At 68.8% G+C, this 24431-nt stretch carries 21 protein-coding genes; 13 read left to right on the forward strand and 8 right to left on the reverse strand.

Annotated elements, in window-relative coordinates:
• Nucleotides 1-148: 148 nt before the first annotated feature.
• Genes boxC through boxA form a run of 3 tightly spaced genes read left to right on the forward strand, consistent with a single transcriptional unit; the run spans nt 149 to nt 4643 of the window.
• Nucleotides 149-1819, forward strand: a complete 1671-nt coding sequence (boxC, locus tag BW39_RS17855) for a 2,3-epoxybenzoyl-CoA dihydrolase (protein WP_043823398.1) — start codon at nt 149-151, stop codon at nt 1817-1819.
• Nucleotides 1820-1857: 38 nt separating this feature from the next.
• On the forward strand, nt 1858-3285 hold the full coding sequence (gene boxB / locus BW39_RS17860; RefSeq protein ID WP_043823400.1) for a benzoyl-CoA 2,3-epoxidase subunit BoxB: 1428 nt from the start codon (nt 1858-1860) through the stop codon (nt 3283-3285).
• A gap of 26 nt (nt 3286-3311) precedes the next feature.
• Entirely contained in the window at nt 3312-4643 is a 1332-nt protein-coding gene (gene boxA, locus BW39_RS17865; protein ID WP_043823402.1) for a benzoyl-CoA 2,3-epoxidase subunit BoxA, read from the forward strand.
• A gap of 170 nt (nt 4644-4813) precedes the next feature.
• Here the strand turns inward: boxA and BW39_RS17870 are convergent, their stop codons facing one another.
• Nucleotides 4814-5581: an aspartate/glutamate racemase family protein gene (locus BW39_RS17870; RefSeq protein WP_043823403.1), complete on the reverse strand. Its 768-nt coding sequence runs from the start codon at nt 5579-5581 to the stop codon at nt 4814-4816.
• A gap of 14 nt (nt 5582-5595) precedes the next feature.
• Nucleotides 5596-6477, reverse strand: coding sequence for an amino acid ABC transporter substrate-binding protein (locus tag BW39_RS17875; RefSeq protein ID WP_012202010.1), 882 nt, complete (start codon nt 6475-6477; stop codon nt 5596-5598).
• A 222-nt stretch (nt 6478-6699) separates the two neighbouring features.
• Between BW39_RS17875 and BW39_RS17880 the strand changes: the two genes are divergently transcribed.
• Nucleotides 6700-7929, forward strand: coding sequence for a D-amino acid dehydrogenase (locus tag BW39_RS17880; RefSeq protein WP_043823408.1), 1230 nt, complete (start codon nt 6700-6702; stop codon nt 7927-7929).
• 12 nt (nt 7930-7941) lie between these two features.
• On the opposite strand, the gene BW39_RS17885 is transcribed toward BW39_RS17880, so the two are convergent.
• Nucleotides 7942-8847 carry a LysR substrate-binding domain-containing protein gene (locus BW39_RS17885; RefSeq protein ID WP_016452275.1) on the reverse strand — a complete coding sequence of 302 codons (906 nt, stop codon included), beginning with the start codon at nt 8845-8847 and terminating at the stop codon, nt 7942-7944.
• Nucleotides 8848-8900: 53 nt separating this feature from the next.
• The gene (locus BW39_RS17890) at nt 8901-9473 is read right to left on the reverse strand and encodes a cob(I)yrinic acid a,c-diamide adenosyltransferase (RefSeq protein ID WP_043823410.1); all 573 of its coding nucleotides are present in this window, start codon (nt 9471-9473) and stop codon (nt 8901-8903) included.
• Nucleotides 9474-9654: 181 nt separating this feature from the next.
• On the opposite strand from BW39_RS17890, the gene BW39_RS17895 reads away from it, so the two are divergent.
• Both BW39_RS17895 and BW39_RS17900 read left to right on the forward strand, forming a co-directional pair.
• Complete coding sequence (locus tag BW39_RS17895; protein WP_043823412.1) at nt 9655-10008, forward strand: EF-hand domain-containing protein; 354 nt, start codon at nt 9655-9657, stop codon at nt 10006-10008.
• Between the two features lie 82 nt (nt 10009-10090).
• Nucleotides 10091-11515 (forward strand): FAD-binding oxidoreductase, encoded by a 1425-nt coding sequence (locus BW39_RS17900; RefSeq protein WP_013799978.1) that lies wholly within the window; start codon nt 10091-10093, stop codon nt 11513-11515.
• Here the strand turns inward: BW39_RS17900 and BW39_RS17905 are convergent.
• Entirely contained in the window at nt 11505-12410 is a 906-nt protein-coding gene (locus tag BW39_RS17905; protein ID WP_043823415.1) for a LysR family transcriptional regulator, read from the reverse strand. The two genes, BW39_RS17900 and BW39_RS17905, sit on opposite strands and share 11 nt — an antisense overlap.
• A 129-nt stretch (nt 12411-12539) precedes the next feature.
• Between BW39_RS17905 and BW39_RS17910 the strand changes: the two genes are divergently transcribed.
• Both BW39_RS17910 and BW39_RS17915 read left to right on the forward strand, forming a co-directional pair.
• Nucleotides 12540-13748, forward strand: coding sequence for a CaiB/BaiF CoA transferase family protein (locus tag BW39_RS17910; protein ID WP_013799976.1), 1209 nt, complete (start codon nt 12540-12542; stop codon nt 13746-13748).
• A 71-nt stretch (nt 13749-13819) separates the two neighbouring features.
• On the forward strand, nt 13820-14821 hold the full coding sequence (locus tag BW39_RS17915) for a Bug family tripartite tricarboxylate transporter substrate binding protein (protein WP_013799975.1): 1002 nt from the start codon (nt 13820-13822) through the stop codon (nt 14819-14821).
• A 314-nt stretch (nt 14822-15135) separates the two neighbouring features.
• Here the strand turns inward: BW39_RS17915 and BW39_RS17920 are convergent, their stop codons facing one another.
• On the reverse strand, nt 15136-16425 hold the full coding sequence (locus BW39_RS17920) for a M20/M25/M40 family metallo-hydrolase (RefSeq protein WP_012202000.1): 1290 nt from the start codon (nt 16423-16425) through the stop codon (nt 15136-15138).
• Between the two features lie 157 nt (nt 16426-16582).
• On the reverse strand, nt 16583-17857 hold the full coding sequence (locus BW39_RS17925) for an MFS transporter (RefSeq protein WP_043795639.1): 1275 nt from the start codon (nt 17855-17857) through the stop codon (nt 16583-16585).
• A gap of 65 nt (nt 17858-17922) precedes the next feature.
• On the opposite strand from BW39_RS17925, the gene BW39_RS17930 reads away from it, so the two are divergent.
• The 5 genes from BW39_RS17930 to sorU all read left to right on the forward strand — a co-directional run bounded on the left by BW39_RS17930 (nt 17923) and on the right by sorU (nt 21945).
• A complete protein-coding gene (locus BW39_RS17930; RefSeq protein ID WP_043823416.1) occupies nt 17923-18945 on the forward strand; it encodes an AraC family transcriptional regulator in 1023 nt (340 codons plus the stop codon).
• 98 nt (nt 18946-19043) lie between these two features.
• Nucleotides 19044-19619 carry an RNA polymerase sigma factor gene (locus tag BW39_RS17935; protein ID WP_043823418.1) on the forward strand — a complete coding sequence of 192 codons (576 nt, stop codon included), beginning with the start codon at nt 19044-19046 and terminating at the stop codon, nt 19617-19619.
• Nucleotides 19616-20203, forward strand: coding sequence for a hypothetical protein (locus BW39_RS17940; RefSeq protein WP_043823419.1), 588 nt, complete (start codon nt 19616-19618; stop codon nt 20201-20203). The genes BW39_RS17935 and BW39_RS17940 overlap by 4 nt, the downstream gene beginning before the upstream one ends.
• A 56-nt stretch (nt 20204-20259) precedes the next feature.
• Nucleotides 20260-21501 (forward strand): SorT family sulfite dehydrogenase catalytic subunit, encoded by a 1242-nt coding sequence (gene sorT / locus BW39_RS17945; protein WP_043823468.1) that lies wholly within the window; start codon nt 20260-20262, stop codon nt 21499-21501.
• 96 nt (nt 21502-21597) lie between these two features.
• Nucleotides 21598-21945, forward strand: a complete 348-nt coding sequence (sorU, locus tag BW39_RS17950) for a SorU family sulfite dehydrogenase c-type cytochrome subunit (RefSeq protein WP_043823421.1) — start codon at nt 21598-21600, stop codon at nt 21943-21945.
• Between the two features lie 16 nt (nt 21946-21961).
• Here sorU and BW39_RS17955 read toward each other — a convergent pair whose 3' ends face one another.
• The gene (locus tag BW39_RS17955) at nt 21962-24262 is read right to left on the reverse strand and encodes an IPTL-CTERM sorting domain-containing protein (RefSeq protein WP_161786998.1); all 2301 of its coding nucleotides are present in this window, start codon (nt 24260-24262) and stop codon (nt 21962-21964) included.
• Nucleotides 24263-24431: the final 169 nt, after the last annotated feature.

Consider the following 24431-nt stretch of genomic DNA (forward strand, 5'->3'; position numbering starts at 1 on the left):
TTTTCGCCTGTACTGCTGGTGTTTACCCTGGATATCAACAAAACACGCACTATCGTGCGTGTTGCTGCGTGCATTTTTGGGATGAATCTGCATAATTGTGCCTGCACCGTATCTGCGACTGCACTATTTTTCATCCAAGAGGCCGTCCATGCACCCGTCCAGCCCCACTGTCGATTACCGCACCGAGCCCGCCCAGTACCGCCACTGGTCGTTCACCGTCGAGGGCGCCATCGCCCGCATGCAGCTGAACATCGCCGAGGACGGCGGCATACGGCCCGGCTACAAGCTCAAGCTCAACAGCTACGACCTGGGCGTGGACATCGAGCTGCACGACGCGCTCAACCGCATCCGCTTCGAGCATCCGCAGGTGCGCACCGTCATCGTCACCAGCGGGCGCGACCGCATCTTCTGCTCGGGCGCCAACATCTTCATGCTGGGCGTGTCCAGCCATGCCTGGAAGGTGAACTTCTGCAAGTTCACGAACGAGACGCGCAACGGCATCGAGGACAGTTCGCGCCACTCGGGCCTGAAGTTCCTGGCCGCCGTCAACGGGGCCTGCGCAGGCGGCGGCTACGAGCTGGCCCTGGCCTGCGACGACATCGTGCTGATCGACGACCGCTCCTCCTCCGTCTCCCTGCCCGAGGTGCCGCTGCTGGGCGTGCTGCCCGGCACGGGCGGCCTCACGCGCGTGACCGACAAGCGCCATGTGCGCCATGACCTGGCCGACATCTTCTGCACCAGCGTCGAAGGCGTGCGCGGCCAGCGCGCCGTGGACTGGCGCCTGGTGGATGCCGTGGCCAAGCCCGCGCAGTTCGAGGCCGTGGTGGCCCAGCGCGCGCAGCGCCTGGCCGAAGGCAGCACGCGCCCCGCCAATGCGCAGGGCATCACGCTCACGCGCCTGGAGCGCGAGGCCACGGACGACGCCCTGCACTACCGCCATGTCAGCGTGCAGATCGACCGCGCGCGCCGCAGCGCCACGCTGACCGTGAAGGCGCCCATGCTTGGGCAAGGCCCGCAGCCCGCCACCATCGAAGCCATCGAGCAGGCCGGCGACGCCTGGTGGCCGCTGGCCATGGGCCGCGAGCTGGACGACGCCATCCTGCACCTGCGCACCAACGAGCTGGACGTGGGCACCTGGCTGCTCAAGACCGAAGGCGATGCCACCGCCGTGCTGGCCGCAGACGCAGCCCTGCTGGCCCACCAGGACCACTGGCTGGCGCGCGAGACGCTGGGCCTGCTGCGCCGCAGCTTTGCGCGGCTGGATGTGTCCTCGCGCACGCTGTTCGCGCTGATCGAGCCCGGCTCCTGCTTCGTAGGCATGCTGGCCGAGCTGGCCTTCGCGGCCGACCGCGCCTACATGCTGGTGCTGCCCGATGACACCGAGCGCGCCCCGCGCATCCAGCTGGACGAATTCAATTTCGGCCTGCTGCCCCTGGTCAACGACCAGTCGCGCCTGCAGCGCCGCTTCTACGAGGAGGCCGCACCGCTGGAGGCCGCGCGCGCCGCCACGGGCCGCGCGCTGGACGGCGACCAGGCCCTGGCCCTGGGCCTGGTCACGGCCGCGCCCGACGACATCGACTGGGACGACGAGATCCGCATCGCCATGGAAGAGCGCGCCGCCATGTCGCCCGATGCGCTCACGGGCCTGGAGGCCAACCTGCGCTTTGCCAGCCGCGAGAACATGGTCACGCGCATCTTCGGGCGCCTGTCGGCCTGGCAGAACTGGATCTTCAACCGCCCCAATGCCGTGGGCGACAAGGGCGCTCTCAAGCTCTACGGCACGGGCCAGAAGGCCGGCTTCGACTTCAACCGCGTCTGACCGCAGGCACGCCCCGAAACATCCACGGAGACCCCACCATGAGCGCCATCAACTACAGCGAGAAGATCCCCAACAACGTCAACCTCGGCGAAGACCGCACCCTGCAGCGCGCGCTGGAGAGCTGGCAGCCCAACTTCCTGAACTGGTGGGGCGACGTGGGCCCCGAAGGCTCCACCGACTACGACGTCTACCTGCGCACCGCCATCAGCGTGGACCCGCAGGGCTGGGCCCAGTTCGGCCACGTGAAGATGCGTGACTACCGCTGGGGCATCTTCCTGAACCCGGCCGAGGCCGACCGCAAGGTGCACTTCGGCGACCACGCGGGCGAGAAGGCCTGGCAGGACGTGCCCGGCGAGCACCGCGCCAACCTGCGCCGCATCATCGTCACCCAGGGCGACACCGAGCCCGCCTCGGTGGAGCAGCAGCGCCACCTGGGCCTGACCGCGCCGTCCATGTACGACCTGCGCAACCTGTTCCAGGTCAACGTGGAGGAAGGCCGCCACCTGTGGGCCATGGTCTACCTGCTGCACAAGCATTTCGGCCGCGACGGCCGCGAGGAGGCCGAGGCCCTGCTGGAGCGCCAGTCCGGCGACGAGAACAACCCGCGCATCCTGGGCGCCTTCAACGAGAAGACGCCCGACTGGCTGTCCTTCTTCATGTTCACCTACTTCACCGACCGCGACGGCAAGTTCCAGCTGGCCGCGCTGGCCGAGAGCGCCTTCGACCCGCTGGCGCGCACCACCAAATTCATGCTGACCGAGGAGGCCCACCACATGTTCGTGGGCGAGTCCGGTGTCTCGCGCGTGCTGCAGCGCACCTGCCAGGTCATGAACGAGCTGCGCACCGACGACGTGGGCCGCCTGCGCGCGGCCGGCGTGATCGACCTGCCCACGCTGCAGCGCTACCTGAACTTCCACTACAGCGTGACCATCGACCTGTTCGGCGCCGACCAGTCCAGCAATGCCGCCACCTTCTACAGCAGTGGCCTCAAGGGCCGCTACGAGGAAGGCAAGCGCGCGGACGACCACCGCCTGCACGACCAGCACTACAAGGTGCTGGAGGTCGTGGACGGCAGGCTGCAGGAAAAGGAAGTGCCCATGCTCAACGCGCTCAACGAGGTGCTGCGCGACGACTACATCAAGGACTCCAACGCGGGCGTGGGCCGCTGGAACAAGGTCATGGAAAAGGCCGGCATCGATTTCCGCCTCACCGTGCCGCACAAGGCCTTCAACCGCCAGATCGGCGCACTGGCCGGCGTGCGCATGAGCCCCGACGGCCGCGTGGTCAGCGAGCAGGAATGGCGCATGCGCGAGGCCGAATGGCTGCCCTCGGACGCCGACCGCGCCTTCGTCGCCTCGCTCATGGGCCGTTGCGTGGAGCCGGGCCAGTTCGCGGGCTGGATCGCGCCGCCGGTCATGGGCATCAACCGCCAGCCCGTGGATTTCGAATACGTGCGCTTCAACTGAAGCGCCGCGCCAGCAGGGAGTCGCCCATGACAGTCGCCTTGGTAGAACACGGCATCCTCACGCAGCACCTGATCGACCCGGAGATCTGCATCCGCTGCAACACCTGCGAGGCCACCTGCCCCGTGGGCGCCATCACGCACGATGACCGCAACTACGTGGTACTGGCCGAGCAGTGCAACGGCTGCATGGACTGCGTCTCGCCCTGCCCCACGGGCGCCATCGACAACTGGCGCAAGGTGCCGCTGGCAAGCGCCTATCCCGTGGCCGAGCAGCTGCTCTGGGACGAGCTGCCCGAGGAGCTGCCGCCTGAGGCGCTGGTCCAGGCACGGGCCCAGGCACAGGACACAGGGGACGCACCTGCCGCCGAGGACCTGAGCCAGGCCCAGGCCGTGATCGCGGCGGCCGCCACGCGCGGTGCAGATGCGGCCCGGCCCGACGACAAGGCCGATACCCAGGTGTTGCGCAGCGCCAGCTACGGCGCCACCGTGCCGCCCTGGTCGGCCGCCCATCCGTACACCAACCTGCATGGCCCCAGGAGCCCCGTCACGGCCACCGTGGTCGGCAACCTCAACTGCACGGAGGCGGGCTTCGACAGCGAGACCCACCACATCGTGCTGGACTTCGGCAGCCAGCCGTTCCCCGTGCTCGAAGGCCAGTCCATCGCCGTCATTGCACCCGGCACCGATGCCCAGGGCCGCCCGCATGTGGCGCGCCAGTACTCGGTGGCCAGTGCGCGCAATGGCGAGCGGCCCGGCTACAACAACCTGGCGCTGACCGTGAAACGCGTCACCCAGGACCACCAGGGCCGCCCTGTGCGCGGCGTGGCCAGCAACTACCTGTGCGACGCACGCATCGGCGACAGGGTCCAGGTCATAGGCCCGTTCGGCCAGTCGTTCCTGATGCCCAACCATCCCCGCTCGCACATCGTGATGATCTGCACGGGCACGGGCAGCGCCCCCATGCGCGCCATGACCGAATGGCGCAGGCGGCTGCGCAAGAGCGGCAAGTTCGAAGGCGGCAAACTCATGCTGTTCTTCGGCGCACGCACGCCGCAGGAGCTGCCCTACTTCGGCCCGCTGCAAAGCCTGCCGCGCGACTTCATCGACAACAACCTGGCCTTCTCGCGCGTGGCCGGCCAGCCCCGGCGCTACGTGCAGGACCTGCTGCGCGAACGTGCGGCCGACCTGGCGGCCCTGCTGCGCGACGACAACGCGCACTTCTACGTCTGCGGGCTCAAGAGCATGGAGGAAGGCGTGGTACTGGCACTGCGCGACGTGGCGCAGCAAGCCGGGCTGGACTGGGAACAGATCGGCACACGCCTCAAGCGCGAAGGCCGGCTGCATCTGGAGACTTATTGAAACACCCCCTGAGTCGCTTCGCGCCTTCCCCCTGAAGGGGGCATACGGGCACCCGGCGACACCCTCGGTGCGGGGCGGCGCGGCCGGCGTAGGCCCTTCCTCGGTGCCCCTGAGTTGAGCCGCGCCAGGTTCCTAGGCAGTTATTGAATGGCGCGCAACACCTTGAAAAACTAATGCGCTGGAGTTCGGACCTGTCCATAGGCATCGCCGGCCAGGGCCTGAGCCAGTATCCAGGCAGGGTCCACCAGCTCGGCACCGCGCGCCAGCGGCGACTGCGGCAGGACCAGCGGGATCTCGGTGCAGCCCATGATCACGGGCACATCGCCATGGCGCTGCAGCAGCGGCGCCAGCACCTCGCCGAAGCAGCGCGCGGCCAGGTCCATGTCGCCCTGCTTGACGCCGTCGTAGATGCCCTGCATGAGCCGCGCGCGGCCCTGCGCATCGGGCTGCAGCGCGGTGATGCCGCACTCGGCCAGCGCCGCGTCGTACAGGCCGCTGTCATAGGTGCCCTGCGTGGCCAGCACGATGGCCTGCTGCGCGCCGCCGGCCTGCAGGTGCAGGGCGGCCTGGCGCGCGATATGCAGTACATGCAGCTGCGGAAACAGCGCCTGCAGCTGCCCATGCCAGGCATGGGCCGTGTTGCAGGCCAGGGCCACGCTGCGCACGCCCAGCGCCGCCATGCGGCCCACGCCCTGCAGCAGGTGCTGGGCCGGCCCCGTGGGCGACTGCGGGTCCGCGCGCAGCGCGGCGCTGCGGTCGGGCATGGGCAGTTGCACCAGCCAGTGCTCGGGATAGGCCTGGTCATGCACGGGCAGGCCCTGCTGCTGCAGGTGCGCCGTGCAGGCCTGCACGAACAGGCGCACGAAATCCGCGCCTGCGGCCGGGCCCATGCCCCCGAGAATGCCCACCGCGCGCGGGGGCTGAAGCTGCTGCTGCATGCTGCGATCCGAAATCAAAAAGCGGGTTTGTCGCTGAGGTCCTGCAGGTTTTTCTGCAATTGCTCGCTCATCGGCAGGCCCAGGGCCACGTTCCTCGGGGCAATGGGCTGCATGAACCACTTGTCATAAAGCCTGGCGAACGCGCCCGACTTCATCATGTCGCCGATCACGCCATCGACCAGCTGCTTGAACTGGGGGTCGTCCTTGCGCAGCATGCAGGCATAGGGCTCGACCTGCAGCGAGTCGGCCACCACCTCGAAGTCGCCGGGGTTCTTGGCCGTGGGGATCAGGCCGAAGAGCAGGATGTCGTCCATGCCGAAGGCCGCGGCGCGGTCGTTCTCCACCAGCAGGAAGCCGTCCGCATGGTCCTTGGCCATGACGATGTTCATGCCCCAGGCCTTGTCGGCATTGGCCTTGCGCAGCACCTGCAGATTGGTGGTTCCCGTGGTGATGGCCACGGTCTTGTCCTTGAGGTCGGCGTAGTTTTTGATGCCCGAGCTCTTCTTCACCAGCAGCCGCGTGCCCGTGTAGAAATGGTTGATGGCAAAGGCCACCTCCTTGCCGCGCACCGTGTTGTTGGTGGTGGATCCGCATTCCAGGTCGATGGTGCCGTTGGCCAGCAGCGGCATGCGGTTCTGCGAGGTCACGGCCTGCCACTGCACCTTGAGATCGGGCCGGTTCACCGCCTTCTTCACGGCCTCGGCCACGGCCTGGGACATCTCCACCGTCATGCCGATGGGCTTGCCGTTGTCCAGGTAGCTGAAGGGCACGGAGGACTCGCGGTAGGCCAGCGTGATGCGGCCGCTGTCGCGCACCTTGGCCAGCGTGTCGGCATGGGCCGCAGCCAGGCCTCCCAGGGCCAGGGCCGCGCACAGCGCGGTGGTGTGAAGTTGCATGCTTGTCTCCTCGTCTTTGGTGGATGTGCGGCCAGTGTAGGAAGGGCGGCGGCCTTTGCGGAATGACAATATCGGGCCGGTCCATGCCCGCCGGTTATGGGCTGTCGCCCTGCCCTGAGCAGCAGCCCCCGGCCATAACCTGCGTGCATGGCCCCTGTGCCAAATGCCATGGCCCGGCCTGCCGCGCGCGGCCTACAGTGCGGCTGCATGGAGAAACGATCAATGCATGTCTGCATCGTGGGCGCCGGCATCGTCGGCCTGGCAACGGCCTGGGCGCTGCAGCAGGCCGGCCATCGCATTACCGTACTGGACCGCGCACCGGGCCCCGCCCAGGGCGCCAGCGGCGGCAATGGCGCGCAGCTGAGCTATTCCTACGTGCAGCCGCTGGCCGATCCCGGCATCTGGAAGATGCTGCCCCGCCTGCTGCTGGAAAAGGATTCGCCGCTGGCCTTCCGCCTGCGCGCCGACCCCGCGCAATGGGCCTGGGGACTGCGCTTTCTGGGCGCCTGCAATGCCCATGCCTCGGCCGAAGGCACGCGCGCCCTGCTGGCCCTGGCCGCCGAAAGCCGCCAGGCCTTCGAGTCGCTCCAGGCCGACGAAGCACTGGCCTGCGACCTGCACACGCCGGGCAAGCTGGTGCTCTACCCCACCCAACAGGCGCTGGATGCCGCCGCGCAGCAGGTGGCACTGCAAGCGGGCCTGGGTGGCGCGCCGCAGCGCATCGTCAACGCCGCCGAAGTGGCGCGCGTCGAACCCGCGCTCGCCGGCTACGCCCAGCGCATTGCAGGCGCCGTGCACACGCCCAGCGAGGCCGCCGCCGACTGCCGCCTGCTGTGCGAACAACTGGCCGCCCGGCTCACCGCACGCGGCGCCGAACTGCGCTACGGCGTGGAGCTGCAGGGCTTCGAGCGCGAAGGCGACGCCATCACCGGCCTGCGCACCGCCGCAGGCCCGCTGCCGCTGCGCGCCGACCACTACGTGCTGGCCAGCGGCTGGGAAAGCGCGGTCCACGCGCGCCAGCTGGGCCTGCGCATTCCCGTCTACCCGCTCAAGGGCTACAGCATCACCGCCGATGCCGCCGCGCAGCTGCCGCACGCCGCGCCCCGGGTCAGCGTCACCGACACCGCACGCAAGGTCGTCTTCGCACGCATCGGCGAACGCCTGCGCGTGGCCGGCATGGTGGAGATCGTGGGCCGGGACACGCGCACCGACCCGCGCCGCATCGCCAGCCTGCGCCGCTCCACGCAGGAGGTCTTCGCCGACCTGCCGCTGGACGGCAACCTCCACCCCTGGACCGGCATGCGACCCGCCACACCCACCGGCCTGCCCCTCACCGGCCGCCAGCGCGGCGGTCCGCGCAACCTGTGGCTGCAGACAGGGCACGGCGCGCTGGGGCTGACGCTGGCGTTCGGATCGGCGCAGAGGCTGGTGGGGCAGATGGAGCAGGCCTGAAACCCGCAGGCCTCAACCAGCCAGCAACTCGCGCAAGGCCTTGCGCATTTCCTCGGTCATTGCCCGCGCCAGCACCGACCCCGGCCGCTGGGGCAGGCTGAGTGCATTCACACCCACCGTGATGCGCGGCAGCAGGGGGACGACATGGACCTTGCGGCGGTCGGCGGCCAGGGCGGTGCAGCCGTCCATGATGGCGGCGCCCAGGCCGTACTCGGCCATGGACAGGGCCGCGTGGTAGGTCTGCACGGTGACCACGGGCGACAGGCCCACGCCGTGCTCGCGGCAGGCCTGGCCCAGGCGCATGCCCAGCGGGTCGCGCGCATCGAGAGCGACCACGGGCAGCTCGGCCAGGTCCTTGAGCTCCATGCCCTCTTCGCGCACGCGCGAGGGCGGCAGCAGGCCCTTGGGCAGCACGCAGAACATGTCCACCTCGGCCAGCAGTTCATGCTCCAGCGCGGGCTGGCCCACGGAGCTGATGACGAAGCCCACGTCGGCCTCCTGCAGCAGCAGGGCCGAGACCACCTGGGGCGTGTGCAGCGCCTGCACATGGACCTGCACCTGGGGGTGGCGGCGCCGAAATCCGGCCACGGCGCGCGGCAGCACCTCGCGGCTGAGCGCGAAGACGGTGAGCACGGTGAGCCGGTCCGCTGCCCGGCCATGGCGCAGGTTGTCGGCCAGACGCTGGACCTCGTCGAGCTGCTCGAACAGCTTCTCGATGTGGGGGAACAGCGCCAGCGCCTCATTGGTCGGCGTGAGCCGGCCGCGTGCGCGCTGGAACAGCGCAAAGCCCAGCTGCAGCTCCGCGTGCTGCAGGGTGCGGCTGACGGCCGGCTGGGTGATGTTGATCAGCCGTGCGGCAGCGCTGACGCTGCCCGTCTGCATGACGGCATTGAAGACCTCGATGTGGCGCAGGCGCATGGGCCGTCCTAAACGCGGAATTGGCGCGGGATTAGCGCAGGTTCAGTGCAGGTTCACTCTTCGGCGGACTGCGCGCGGGCCATCCGCTCGCTCTTCCAGTAGACGTCGTCGCCGCCATCCATGCGGTTGAGCACGCGCGCCATTACGAACAGCAGGTCCGACAGGCGGTTCAGGTATTGGCGCGGCGCGGGCCGCATGGCCTCGCCCTGCTCCAGCGCCACCACCATGCGCTCGGCGCGGCGTGCCACCGTGCGGCAGACATGGGCCTGGGCTGCGGCACGGCTGCCGGCCGGCAGGATGAATTCCTGCAACCGGGGCAGCTGCGCGTTGTAGTGGGCCAGCGCTTCATCGAGCTGCAGCAGGGCGTCGTCCTTGAGCAGTTCATAGCCGGGAATGGACAGCTCGCCACCGAGGTTGAAGAGCTGGTGCTGCACATCGACCAGCAGTTCGCGCACGTCGTCGGGCAGGGCCTCGCACAGCAGCAGGCCGATGTGGGAATTGAGCTCGTCCACATCGCCCATGGCGTGCGGGCGGCCGCTGTTCTTGGAGACGCGCGTGTTGTCGCCCAGGCCCGTGCTGCCGTCGTCTCCGGTGCGCGTGGCGATCTGTGTCAAACGGTTGCCCATGGGCGTTCTCCTTGGCGGTGCGGGGGTGGAAAGCCGGACCCGTAACGGCCCAACACCCAATTGTGCGTTACAGGCGGCACGCAAATGTTGTAGCAGGCAACAGCCGGCAAAAGTGCTGGCCCTGCTGCGCTGCAACAGGTGGAATGCAGTCATGTTCCACGTTCGACAAGGAGTTCGACACATGACCTCTCAACTGCGCAAAGTCTCTGGTTTTGAAATCCGCAGCGTGATGTTGTTCGCGGCCATTTCGCTGGGCAGCGTCACTGCCATGGCGCAGACACAGGCACCTGCCGCGCCCCCGCCTCCCGCCGCCCAGATGGGACCTGCCGCTGGCGTGCAAAGTGCCCCCGCCCCCGCTGGCACCAACGATGTCCAGGCCGCATTCGACCGCGCCGACACCAACCGGGACGGCAAGCTGAGCAAGAAGGAGGCCGAGGCCCTGCCCGCCGTGAGCAGCAATTTCGCCCAGATCGATGCCGACAAGAACGGATCGCTGTCGCGCGATGAATTCAGCAAGGCTGTCCAGCCGCGCTGACACCCGGATGCCTGGCGGCTGACCCACACGGTTGGGCGGCAGGGCCGGTGGTATTCTTTCCAGTTCCCCCTGGAGAACACCGATGAACGCCCCTGTCGCCCCCGTCCGCCTGCAGCCTGACTTCGCTCAGCGCCCCATCCCTGAAGCCTTCCTCCAAGCCCTGGCCCAGCGTTTCGGCGCCCAGTGCTCCACGGCTTTGGCGGTGCGCGAACAGCACGGCCGCGACGAGGGCGCCATCCAGGCGCCCCCGCCTGCGGCCGTGGTCTTTGCCGAAAGCACGCAGGACGTGCAGGACGCGCTGAAGCTGGCCGACCAGCATGCCGTGCCGGTCATCCCCTACGGCGCAGGCTCCTCGCTCGAAGGCCATCTGCTGGCCGTCGAGGGCGGCATCAGCCTGGACCTGAGCCGCATGAACCGCATTCTCTCGGTCAACACCGAGGACCTCACGGTCACCGTGCAGCCCGGCATCACGCGCAAGCAGCTCAACGATGCCATCAAGGACACGGGCTTCTTCTTCCCCATCGATCCCGGCGCCGATGCCTCCATCGGCGGCATGACCGCCACGCGCGCCAGCGGCACCAATGCCGTGCGCTACGGCACCATGCGCGAGAACGTGCTGGCGTTGGAACTGGTCACGGCCAGCGGCGAGCTGATGCGCACCGGCACGCGCGCCAAGAAAAGCAGCGCGGGCTACGACCTCACTCGCCTGATCGTGGGCAGCGAAGGCACGCTGGGCGTGGTCACCGAGATCACGGTGCGCCTGTACCCGCTGCCCGAGGCCGTGAGCGCGGCCATCTGTTCCTTCCCCAGCATCGAGGCCGCCGTGCGCACGGTCATCCAGACCATCCAGATGGGCGTGCCGATCGCCCGCGTGGAGCTGGTGGACGTGAACTCGGTGCGCATGGTCAATGCCTACAGCAAGCTCACGCTGCGCGAGGAACCCATGCTGCTGATGGAGTTCCACGGCTCGCCCACGGGCGTCAAGGAGCAGGCCGAGATGGTGCAGGACATCGCAGGCGAGTTCGGCGGCAACGCCTTCGAATGGGCCGAGCGTCCCGAGGACCGCACGCGATTGTTCACGGCCCGCCACAACGCCTATTTCGCGGCCGTCTCCAGCCGCCCCGGCTGCCGCTGCATCACCACCGATGCCTGCGTGCCCATCAGCCGCCTGGCCGATGCGCTGCTGGACTCGGTGCGCGAGGCCGATGACAGCGGCATTCCCTACTTCCTCGTCGGCCACGTGGGCGACGGCAACTTCCACTTCGGCTACCTGATCGACCCGGACAACGAGGACGAGCGCTCGCGCGCCGAGCAGCTCAACCACCAGCTGGTGTCGCGCTCCATTGCGCTGGGCGGCACCTGCACGGGCGAGCATGGCGTGGGCATCCACAAGATGGATTTCCTGCGCGAGGAAGCCGGCGACGGCGCGGTGCAGATGATGCGCTCCATCAAGCAGGCGCTGGACCCGAAGAACATCCTGAACCCCGGCAAGATCTTCAGCCTCTGAGTCCCTCCGCCGCGGCCTTCTCGCGCAGGAAGTCGATCAGCGTGGTGATGGCCCGCGTCTGGAAGTGGGACGGCATGTACAGCAGGTACTGGCGCGTGGCCAGAAAGTCCAGGCTGCCCGGCGGCAGCGGCAGGCGCTCAAGCGCGCCGCTGGCCAGCTCGGCTGCCACCATGTAGCGCGGCACCACGGCCACGCCCAGGCCCTGCAGCACGGCATCGCGCAGGAAATGGAAGTTGGGCGACATCAGGCGCGGGCGTATGCGCAGCTCGGTGGGCCGGGCACCGTTCATGCCCGCCGTGCGCAGCTTCTGGCCCGTGAGCGCCGAGGTGATCAGCGGCACGCGCTTGAGCGCCAGCAGCGAATCGGGATGGCCATGCTGCGCCAGGAACTGCGGCGTGGCGCAGGCCTCGTAGAGCACATCGCCGAGCTTGCAGGCCACCAGGCTTTCAGGCGGCTCGGTCATCACGCGCACGGCGAAGTCCACCGCGCCCTGCATCAGGTCCTCGATGTCGTTGTCGAAGATCACCTCCAGCGTGATGCCCGGATGCATGCGCATGAACTCCGTCAGCCAGCCCGACATCTGCAGCTGGCCGTAGCCGCTGGGCACGCTCAGCCGCACGGTGCCCTGCAGGCTCTGGCCCAGGCTGTCCACCGACTCGTCCGCCGCCATGGCTTCCTGGCGTATCGCGCGTCCATGCGCGTACAGGCGCAGGCCCAGCTCGGTGGGCTCGACCTGGCGCGTGGTGCGGCGCAGCAGCTGCTGGCCGATCTGGCGCTCGAACTGGTTGAGCCGGTGGCTGACGTTGGCGCGGCTCATGCCCAGGCGCACGGCGGCGCGGCTCAGGTTGCCGGCTTCGATGATGTCCACCAGCAGGGACAGTCCGCCCAGATCCATTGTCAAACCTCAGTACACACAATGTCCATTTTTTAGCACGATTGTCAAAGTCCATAAACGAATGAAGAATGCGGGCCTGCCCGGGCATCACCGGCCCGTTGCGGTTTTCGTGGTTCGACAAGGTTTCGCATGAGTGCTCTCCCCTCTTCCCTGCCGCTGGACGGCGTGCGCGTCCTGGATCTTTCGCGCGTGCTGGCCGGCCCCATGTGCGCCATGGCGCTGGCCGACCTGGGCGCCGATGTCGTCAAGGTCGAGCACCCGGGCCGCGGCGACGACACGCGCGACTGGGGCGTGCGCGTGGGCCAGCGCAACACCTCCTACTTCAACAGCGCCAACCGCAACAAGCGCTCGGTCACGCTGGACCTGCAGGCCGAAGAGGGCCTGCGCATCGCACGCGAGCTGGCGGCCGACAGCGATGTGGTCATCCAGAACTTCAAGGTCGGCGGCGCCGAGAAGCTGGGGCTGGGCTACGAGCAGCTGTCGCAGCTGAACCCGCGCCTGGTGTACTGCTCCATCTCGGGCTACTCGCGCAGCGGCCCCGAGGCCACGCGACCCGGCTACGACCTGGTGGTGCAGGGCGAGTCCGGCATCATGGCCATGAACGGCGAGCAGGGCCAGGGTCCGCTGAAGTTCGGCGTGGCCGCCGTGGACATGTTCACGGGCATGTACTCGGCCCAGGCCATCCTGGCCGCGCTCTACGAGCGCGAGCGCAGCGGGCGCGGCCGTCATGTGCAGATGGCCCTGTACGACTGCGGCCTGATGATCACCAGCTACTACGGCATGGAGGCCTTGCTCAAGGCAGGCGACCCGCCCAAGTTCGGCAACGCCCATCCGTCCATCGTGCCCTACGGCGTGTTCGAGGCGGCCGACGGCCCGCTGGTCATCACCGTGGGCAACAACGGCCAGTTCCAGCGCTTTTGCACCGACGTCATCGCCAAGCCCGAGTGGGCCGCCGATGAGCGCTTTGCCACCAATACCGCACGCTCGGCAAACCGCGATCTGCTGATGCCGCTGGTGCAGGCCGAGCTGCTGCGCTTCACGCGCGCACAACTGCTCGAATGCCTGACGGCCGCGCAGATTCCCTGCGGCGAGGTGCTGGGCCTGTTCGAGGCCCTGAACTCGCAGCGCACGGCCGACGCCGGCCTGCTGCACCGCTTCGAGGACAGCGAGGCCGGCAGCCAGTCCGTGCTGGCCCCGCCCTATGCGCTGGACGGCCAGCGCCTGCCCGTGCGCCGCCCGCCGCCGCACCAGGGCGAACACACCGACGAGGTGCTGCAGCAGCGCCTGGGCCTGGACGAACAGGCCCGCGCCGCACTGCGCGCCAAAAACATCATCTGAGAGCGCGCAGACGTTCCCACCCAGACCGCTCCACGGCTCTCATTTCCACCCCTTCCCGCTTGAGGAGACATATGACTTCCACCCCCTTCCAGGCCTCGCGCCGCCAGATCCTTTCCGCCGCCTGCGCCACCGCCATCGCCACGCTGGCCCCCGCCGCCCGGGCCCAGAGCCAGTGGCCCGACAAGCTGATCAAGCTGACCGTGGCCTTCCCGCCCGGCGGCCCCACCGACACGGCCGCGCGCATCGTCGCGCAGCGCCTGACCGAGCGCCTGGGCCAGACCATCGTCATCGACAACCGCCCCGGCGCCTCGGGCTCGGTGGGCACGGCGGCCTTCATCAAGTCGCAGCCCGACGGCTACTCGCTGTCCATGTTCGGCATGCCCGCGCTGCTGGCGCCCATGCTGTTCAACAACAACCTGTACGACGTGCGCAAGGACTTCCTGCCCGTGGCCACGGTTTATGACCTGCCCATGGCCATCGTCATCAACCCGCGCGAGCTGCCTGACGTGACCAACCTGCAGCAGCTGATCGAGCACGCCAAGAAGGCCAAGCCGGCGCTGAACTACACCAGCTCGGGCACGGGCAGCTTCGGCCACCTGTCCATGGAGCAGCTCAAGGACCTGGGCGGCTTCGACATGCAGCACGTGCCCTACCGCGGCAGCGCGCCGGCCGTGACCGACCTGATCGGCGGCCAGATCGCCGTGATGTTCGCCGACGTGGTCGCGGCCCTGCCCCACATCCAGGCAGGCAAGCTGCGCGCCATTGCCGTCAGCTCGCAAAAGGCCAAGCAGCTGCTGCCCAATGTGAAGTCGGTGGCCGAGCAGGGCTTCCCCGGCTTCGACGCCGACACCTGGGGCGGCCTGATCGCCCCGCTGAACACACCTCCCGCCGTGGTCCAGCGCCTGAACCAGGAGCTCAAGCTCATCCTGGCCGAGCCCGAGCTGCAAAAGAAGATGCTGGCCGCAGGCGCCATCGCCACCTACCAGGACGGCGCGGCCATGAAGGCACGCCTGAACGCCGACTTCACGCGCTGGAGCAAGATCGCCAAGGACAAGAACATCTCTTCGCAGTAAAGAACACAGAGCGCCCCACGATGCGCCTTCAGGGCATGCCGCAAGGCATGCCCTTTTTTGCGTCCGCAAATGCTCGGCGCCTGTTGTTCACTCCCGTATGGCCACGACGCAGGTTGCCCGCAGCGAAGCGGAGGGTCGCGGACGTCCGGATCGCCTTCTTTGACCTGACCTTTCTTGGCGAAACAAGAAAGGGCAGTCGGCTGCCGGGCCGAGACCCGGCCTCGAAAAACAACCACCCGGCAGGGTCAGAAAAAGCGACTCAAGCCACCGTCTGGCTTTGGCTTAACGCAGGAGTGAAGCCTGATAGCCAACCCTTACTTGGAAAGGTCCATGATCATGCGCGTGGCCAGGTACAGGCGCGGCACGATGGTGTTCAGCTGCACATACTCCGCATCATTGGAGTGCGCACCGTAGCCGCTCAGGCCAAAGCCCTCGATGACCGCACCCTTGGCCTTGAGCGCCGCAAACGCCGCGTCGGTGCCGCCGCCCGTGGCCTTTTCCATCACGCTCATCTTCAGGCCCAGCTCATCGCTGTAGATGGTCTGCGCCTGTTTGGCCAGGCTGCGCGAGGCCTCGTTGGCCTCCAGCGGCGGGCGGCGCACTTCGAACTTGAGCTGCACCTTGCTGGCGTCCAGCAGCTTGTGGCCCACCTTGGCCTGCATGGCCTGCTCCAGCGCCGTGAAGTCGGCCACGCGCAGCGCGCGGGCGTCGGCCTGGGCCGTGGCCTCGGCGGGAATGACGTTGCGGTTGGTGCCGGCCTTGGCCACGGTCCAGTTGAGCTTGAGGCCGGTCTCGGGCTTGGACAAGTCCTTCATCTGCAGCAGCTGGTGCGACAGCTCGTACAGCGCGTTCACGCCGTCCTCGGGCTTGGCGCCCGCGTGCGAGGCCTTGCCCTCGACCTTGAGGTAGGCCGCGCCGATGCCGCTGGTGGCCAGGCGCACGCCGCCGTCGGTGCCGCCGCCTTCGAACGAGAAGACCGCATCCTGCTCGGCGCCCATGCGCGTGATGGTGCTGCGCGCGCCGGGGGAGCTGATTTCCTCGTCGCTGTTCATCAGCACGGTCAGCGTGCCGTAGTTGTCGAAGCCCAGCTGGCGCAGCATGGCCACGGTGTGCAGGATCAGGGCCACGCCCTGCTTGTCGTCGGCAATGCCCAGGCCGTAGGCGCGCTCGCCGTCGATGCGAAACGGCTGGTCCTTGAGCATGCCGCGCAGGTAGACCGTGTCCATGTGGGCGATCAGCATGATGCGGCTGGTGCCCTTGCCCTTGAACTCGGCATGCACCATGGGACCGATCTTCTCGGGCGTGTCACCCAGCCGGTAGACGTCGGTGGGCTGCAGGATCTCGACCTTGCCGCCCTGCTCGCGCAGCTTGCCGGCCACGTAGTTGGCGATCTGCTCCACGCCCTCCATGTCCTTGCTGCCCGACTCGATGTGCACCAGGTCGCGCAGCGTGTCCAGCAAGGGCTGCTGGTGCTTTTGCGCCAGCGCCTGGATATCGGCCTTGGGCGCAGCCAGGGCACTGCCGGACAGGCCGGCCATGGCAAGGGCCAGCGCCAGCGGGGCGCTGCGGAACATGAGGGAAAGCGGTGCGAAGGCGGAACGCATGGACAGGTCTCCTGTGTTGAAAAAGTTGTGCCTGCACGATAGCAGGCGCCGCGCAGGACGCACGCAATTGCCGTGCCTGTTTTGTCCATCTCACCGCCCAAAGCAAAGGCCCCGCAAGCCTTGGCCTGCGGGGCCTTGTGGGGAGCGAGACCCGGGATCAGCCCGCGCTCAGCGCCATGCCGCCCTTCTTGCTCACGCCATCGCCCACGACCACGGCCGACACCACGCTCAGCACCAGGGCAATGGCCGATCCGTAGAACACGCCGTGGCTCATGCCGTGGTCCAGCATGTAGCCGAACACCGGCGCGGCCAGGCAAAAGCCCAGGTCCAGGCCCGAATACACCGTGCCGTAGACGCGGCCGGTGGCGCCGGGCGGGGCGGCGCGCTTGATCAGCATGTCGCGCGAGGGGCCGGCCAGGCCCGTGCCCAGGCCCGCGATGGAGGCCACGGCCACGGCCGCCATGGCCGGCAGCCAGCCCGTGCCGACCAGGAACAGCGCAACGCCCGAGCCCAGCATGCAGATGGAGATCACCTTCTCCAGCCGCTGCACGCGTCCCACGAGGAAGCCGCCGGCCAGCATGCCTGCCGCGCCGCACAGCATGTAGCCCGTGACGATGAGCGCCGTCACGCTCAGCGGCAGTCCGTACATGGACTGCATGGCGGGGCTGGCAAAGCTCTGGATGGCGCTGAGCGCGCAGGTGCTCCAGAAGAAGAACGAGAAGCACAGCCAGACCGAGGGCAGCTTCAGGAAGGCCATGGGATGCTCCTGCGGCACGGCGGCCGCAGCGGCGCGCGCCGCGGGGGCCTGGGCATCGGCCGCACGGTCGTCCAGCGCCTCGCGGTTGAGCACCATGATGGTGAGGATGACGGCGGCCAGGGCCGCGCCGCACAGGCAGGCCAGGCGCCACGAGCCCGTGGCCGTGGTGATGCCCGCCATGAACAGCGGCGCCAGCGCCCAGCCGATATTGCCCGACAGGCCGTGCACCGAGAACGCATGGCCGATGCGCTTGGCCGACACGCGCTTGTTGAGGATGGTGAAGTCCACCGGGTGGAAGGGCGCATTGCCCAGGCCCGCGAAAAAGGCTGCCAGCAGCAGCATTCCATAGCCCTGTGCCAGGCTGGCGACCACGCCCGCCACGGTGAAGCTGCCCAGCGCCGCAAACAGAATGGGGCGCGCGCCGAAGCGGTCCACGGCAAAGCCGGCCATGGCCTGTCCCACGCCGGAGACCACGAAGAACAGCGACACCATCACGCTGAGTTCGGCATAGCTGTAGCCGAACTCGGCAATCAGCCACGGGAACAGCGGCGGCAGCAGCAGGTGGAAGAAATGCGAGGAACCATGCGCCAGGCCGATCAGGCCGATGGTGCGCACATCGCTGCGCAGCGGGTCCGGAGCCACGGCGTCCGGCATGGAAGAAGAAGAGGCGGTCATGGGCCGCATCTTAGGCAGCAGCGTTTCGTCTTGTATGCGATAGTCTGCCAACTTCTGTCGCAAACATGCCAAAGCCTGTCTCCACGCCCGGCACCCCTGCCCACACTTTTGCCGACCCTTCTGCCGACACCCTGCCCAGCGCCTGTCCCGCAGCCGCACTGCGGTCGGTGCGCAGGGCCCGGCCAATGGAGCCGGTCGAGGCCCTGCATCCGCACCTGTTCGTGCCCACGCCCCAGCGCCCCGTGCGCGCCAAGCAGCACCGCCTGTCGGCACGCACGCGCGTCATACCGCACAGCCACAGCTGGGCACAGATCGCCATCTCGCTGGACGGCGTGCTGCACCTGTCGGCCCCCCAGGGCACGCTGATCGCACCACCCTCCAAGGCCGTGTGGATTCCGCCCGGCCTGGTCCACGCCGTGGCCATGGTCGAGGAAGCCGATCTCGTCTCCATCTACGTGCTGCAGGACGATCCGGCCCAGGGCCCCGTACTGCCGGACCTCCCGCCCTGCGGCGTGGCCTGCAACCCGCAGGACTGGGCACGCTGCCGCGTGCTGGAGGTTTCGCCGCTGATGCGCGAGCTGATCACGGCCCTGCCCAAGCAAAGCGATGACCAGCCCGCCCCGGACGCCGCCACCCTGCAGCGCGAGCACCATCTGAGCGCCCTGCTGCTGGAAGAACTGCGCCGCGCCAGCGAAGTCCACCTTGGCGTGAACATGCCCCAGGACAAGCGGCTGCGCATGCTCTGCGAGGCCGTGGTGGCCGACCCCACCCAGCACGAGAGCCTGGCCGACTGGGCGGCAGACACCGGCGCCAGCCCGCGCACCGTGGCCCGGCTGTTCCAGCAGCAGCTGGGCTGCAGCTTCACCACCTGGCGCCAGCAAGTGGTGCTGGCCCATGGCCTGAGCCTGGCCGCGCGCGGCCTGCCCATACAGCAGATCGCCGCCGAGCTGGGCTACAGCCCCAGCGCCTTCAGCGCCATGGTGCACCGCACGGTGGGCATGCCTCCGGCACGGTTCTTCGGGCAGCAGGCCGGTTCCGCTGCCCACAGGGTCGGAACAGGCGCTGTATCGCGGCCGACCAGGGAATGACAGGGAACCATCGCCTCTTCGCGATAGCTGATCCGATATAGGGTTTGCCTAAGGCCAGCCCATGGAATAGGGCGGCGCCCTGCGTGCTCTTATGCCGCATGATCTCCACCGCCGAGTCGCGCTACAACCAGTGGGTGCGCGAGCACTACCGATTCCTGTTGCGCAGCGCCTGGGCGCTGACCGGCTCGCGCGCGCTGGCCGAGGACGTGGTGCAGGACTGCTTCACCAGCGCCTGGCGCTTTCGCCACCAGCTGCGCGAGGCCGCAATGGCGCGGGCCTGGCTGTTCCAGATCATGCGCCGCCATGCCTTCCGGCACCTTGCGCCATCGGCCCATCTGGTCAGCGATGACGAGGCGCTGGACCAGCATCCCGCCCCCACCCCCTCGCCTTCGGCGCTGGACGACCGGCTCGACGTGGTCAAGGCGCTGGCGCGCATCGCGCCCATCCACCGCGAAGTGCTGGTGCTCTATTACTTCGACGACATGCCCACGGCCCAGATGGCCGAGGCCCTGGACATTGCGCCGGGCACGGTGCTGTCGCGCCTGTCACGCGCCCGCGATGCGCTGAAGGCGGCGCTGGAGCAGGCGGCCCCGGCGCCTGCTCCAGAGACTGCCAGCGTGATTCCGCTGCGCCCCAACCCGCTGCGCGCCACACGATACCAAGGCTTGAAATGACTGCCCCGGACACGACCGACGAATCGGCATTCGACCTGCGCGCACGCGCCGAACTGGCCCTGGCCTTCGACCCCGGGCCGCACGGCGAGCCCCCCGCCCATCTGCTGCGCCACACGCCCTGGCATGCGCGCAGCGGCGTGCGCCGGCTGATCGCCGCGCTGCTGGTGGGCAGCTCGGCCGCCACCGCCGTGTTCGCCATGCGCCCGCCCGAGCTGGTGCGCGCCGCCATCGAGCACGAGTACTACGAGCGCACGCTGCGCGGCAGCTTCATGCCCGAGGCCGAGGTCGCGCGCCGCATGGACCTGCCGGCCGGCGAGAAGCTGCCCGGCTACACCCAGCTGATGCGGCCCTGCGACATCGACGGCACGCGCGCCTACCACCTGACCACCTTCTTCGAGAAGGGCGGCATCGTCACCGTGCTGGCCTTCGACCAGCCCCAGCGCCTGGCCGATGGCCAAGGCTGGTGGGCCAACATGCACTGGCAGGTCGTCCGCTCGCGCGAAGGCCGGCCGCTGGTGCTGGTGGCCCAGAAGAAACAGGCCCTGGCCGTGGCCAGCAAGGCCCTGGGCCCCCCTGCCCCATGAGATGCCCCATGAGACGCCATGACACGCCCCCTGACAACCACCACGAGGAGACAACCATGAACCACTTGCCGACATCGCCCACCTCCCCCGCGCGCCGCAGCCTGCTGGCCGGCAGCGCCAGCGCACTGGCCGCCGCAGGCCTGGCCGGCCTGCATCAGGGCGCACTGGCCCAGGCCCAGGCACCGGCAGCTGCGGCAGCACCGGCCACCAAGCCCCTGCCCGGCTACGCGGGCTGGAAGAAGGCCGATGCCCTCATCGTCCACAGCTCCACCACCATAGAGACGCGGCGCGGCGCCTTCGGCACCAGCGTGATCACGCCCAGCGACCAGCTCTATGTGCGCAACAACCTGCCCACGCCGCCCGAATCCATCGTGGCCGACCGCGATGCCTGGCAGCTGCAGGTGGAGGGCGTGCGCCAGCCCCGCAGCCTCAGCGTGCGCGAGCTCAAGTCCCTGGGCCTGGAGACCGTGGCCATGGTGCTGCAGTGCTCGGGCAATGGCCGGGCCTTCTTTCCCAGCAAGCCCAGCGGCACGGCCTGGACCGTGGGTGCGGCCGGCTGCGTGGTCTGGAGCGGCGTGCCCGTGCGCGAGGTGGTCAAGGCCCTGGGCGGTGTGTCAGACGGCGGTCTCTACATGACCGGCACGGGCGGCGAGGTGCTGCCTGCGGGGCTGGACCCCAAGAGCGTCATCGTCGAGCGCTCGGTGCCGCTGTCGGCCATGGAAGACGCGCTGCTGGCCTGGGAGATGAACGGCGAGCCCATCCCGCTGGCCCATGGCGGGCCGCTGCGCCTGATCGTGCCCGGCTACACCGGCGTGAACAACATCAAGTACATCAAGCAGCTGACCTTCACGCCGCGCGAGAGCGAGGCCCACATCATGTCCCACGGCTACCGCATCTCGCCACCCGGCAGCAAGGGCGACCCGAGCCAGCCCTCGGTGCAGGAGATGAGCGTCAAATCCTGGATCAACTCGCCCCTGCCCGAGGACGGCGGGCAGGCCGCCGGCCTGGTGCAGATCCACGGCGTGGCCTTTGGCGGCATGGACGCCGTCAAGGGCGTGGAGGTGTCCACGGACGGCGGCAAGAGCTGGCAGGCCGCGCGCCTGGTCGGCCCCGACCTGGGCAAGTACGCCTGGCGCCAGTTCGTGCTGCAGGCGCGCCTGCCCAAGGGCACGCATGTGCTGGCCAGCCGCGCCACCGACGCACGCGGCCGGGTCCAGCCCGAGACGCGCGGCGAAAACCAGAGTGGCTACAACAACACCAGCTGGGCCGACCACGCCGTGACCGTCACCGTGGCCTGAGCACGGCCCGCGCGCTCATCCCGCCACCTCTTCTCTTCACTCCCGTCACTTCCCGCACACGGCGCCCGACCGTGGCGGGCCCGTACCCCCATTGCCATGTTCACGATGAAATACCTGATCCACACCACCCTGCTGGGCAGCACTTTGCTCGGCAGCGCCCTGCTGTCCGCCCCCGCCTTGGCCGATGAAGCGGCCCAGATGGCCCTGGGCAAGAAGCTGTTCGCCACGGCCACGCCCGCCTGCGCGCTGTGCCACACGCTCAAGGACGCGGGTGCCGAGGGCGCCATCGGCCCCGTGCTCGACGAGCTCAAGCCCGACGCCGCGCGCGTGGCCCGTGCCCTGCGCGACGGCATAGGCGCCATGCCCTCGTTCAAGGCCACGCTCAGCGAGGCCGATATCGCCGCGCTGTCGCTCTACGTGAGCAAGGCCAGCGCGAAGAAGTAGAGGCAGGCCGCCGTGCTCAGTCCCGCACGGCGCCCGGGCGGCGGCGCTGCCGCCAGGCAGCCAGCCCGCCCAGCATCAGGGCCAGGCCAGCCAGGCCGGCCGTGCCCAGCGCGGGAATCTGCTGCACCCCTGTGGCACCCGCCAGGCGTGACTGCAGATACCAGTGGCTGCCCACCTGCACCAGCTGGTAGCTGTAGCCTCCGGCCTCCAGCGGCGCCGCCAGCACGAAGGCACCTGCAGGCGATGCCGCACCATTGACCTGCACGACCAAAATACCGTTGCCCGCGGTCGCCGCGCCCAGGCCTGCGGCGTTGGCAATGTCCAGGCGCGTGGGCGCACCTGCCGTCACGCTGCCGTTCACCACCAGGCGGTCGCTGGGCGACGCTTCATTGCCCAGTTGCGTGGCCATGGCCAGCACGCCGCCGCCGCTGTAGTTGCCTGTCACGCTCAGCGTGGTGCCGGGTACGGCCGGAGCGCCGTTCCTGGGAAGGCGCACCGTGCCCGCGTTCACCAGGCTGGCCACGGTCTGGGCCAGGCCGTCGAGATCCAGCACGCCCGAAGCCTGCACCTCATGGGCCGAAACGCTGGTCAGCACATTGGCAGCGCCGGCACGCAGACTGCCGCCCTGGACCGTGGTGGCGCCGCCGTAGCTGCCGGCAGCTTCCAGCACCAGCGTGCCGGTACCGGCCTTGGCCAGGCCACCCGGGCCGGACAGCACCAATGCCACCGTCGCCGTCGCGCCGCTGGCCACGTTGACCGTGTTGGCTCCCGCGCCCTGCAATTCCAGGGCCGCACCCTGGAGGCGGTAGCCATCGACATCGAACTGCATGCCGGTAATGCCGATGGCCCCCGCACCGGCATCCGCCGTCACCACACCGGCCACGCCCTGGAACCGGGCCACGGTGGGGTTGGGTTGATAAGGGCCGTTGAGCGCGCCGCCGGCACCGGTCCAGTTGCGGCCATCGGCGCGCCAGACGCCTGTGCCGCCGTTGACCACGTTGTTGTCCCTGAGCGCGGCATTGCCACCATCCCAATAGCCCAGGGCCACGCCGACCGTTGAGAGCAGGTTCACCTGCCCGGGCACCGAAGTCTGCAGGGTCAGGTTGTCCGCCACCACGCCTGCGGGCAGCGCGCCGAAGGCCAGGCTCCCGGCCAGCGTGCCGCGATAGTCGAACAGCCGGTACACGCCTGCGCCAAAGCCGCCCAGGTCATTGATGCCAAGCGTGCCGCCCAGCGTGAGATTGCCGTTCACATCGAACAAGGCCGTGGCCGAAGGCGCTCCCAGGCCGGCCTGTACCACCGCACCGCCGCCCAGCGTCGCCAGGCCTGCAACGCTGAGCTTGCGGCCTTGCTGGCCCAGCAGCACGCCGCCGGCGGTCTGGTCCAGGTCGCCAGAGACCGTGCCCGCCCCGGTCACCACGCCGGAGCCGCTGGCCGTGATGGTGCCGCCCTGCGTGCCATCGACATCCAGCTGCCCGCCCGTGACCGACGCCGTGCCGCCAAGCGCATTGGCGACCACCAGCCGCCCCCCGGAGACCGCGGTGCTGCCCGAGAAGCCGGAGCTGTTGGCCGACAGCGTGGTCGTGCCGGCCTGATGGGTGATGCGGTGCGTGCCGGGATCGACGCTGGACAGCGCAAGCGCAAAGCCCAGGTTGGCGCCCGTGTGGTTGAAATGCAGGGTGCCTGTCCCCAGGCTGAAGTCGATGCGGGCCGCATCGACCACGCCGGGCGCCATGGCGGCGTCGGCCGGTCCACCGCCCACCTGGAGGGTTCCGACAGCGCCCGGGTCAGCATCCATGGTGATGGTCCCGGCGCCCCCCTGCACAGACAGCGCACCACCATCGCGCACGGTGACCGTGCCTGTTCCGTTGAAGCTGGTGAAGAAATCCTGGGTGCTGCGCCAAGCCGAGCCTGTTCCACTGATCGTCGCCGTGCCCACGCCTTCAGGGACATCGCCCAAAGCACCCACCACGCCTGACACCACGCCCCCATCTTCGACCTTCAAGGTGCCTGTGCCCATGCCACCAATCACGAGACTGCTTGAACCGTTCCACGTGGAACCCACGCCCCGGACGGTGACCGTGCCATTGCTGCCCAGGTCGTAGCCCACGGTGCCGACCCCGGAGTGGGTCACTGAGCCTCCGCTGTCCATGGTGAGCGTTCCCGTGCCCGTACTGCCGACGTGCAGCGTGGTGCCCGCATTCCAGCTGGGCGAGGGGTTGGGCACCTGGACAGGCACCACATCGCCGGTGGACGTGACCGTCTGGGCCTGCGCCTGGGTGCAGCACAAGGCCACGCCCCATGCCAGGATTTTCAACACGGACCGAGGGGGCACAGGCAGCGAAGAAGAAGGCGAACGCATGCGGCTGCGGGCCGTGCATGCACGAGACAGTTCCATATCCATCTTGGCGATCTTTGTGTTTGTCATCTGCACCGCAGCCTGGCGCAGCAGATGGGTCAAGGCTTGCAGGGCCTGCATCTGTGGA

The organism is Delftia sp. RIT313, from assembly GCF_000632165.1.
Lineage (GTDB): Bacteria > Pseudomonadota > Gammaproteobacteria > Burkholderiales > Burkholderiaceae_C > Comamonas > Comamonas acidovorans.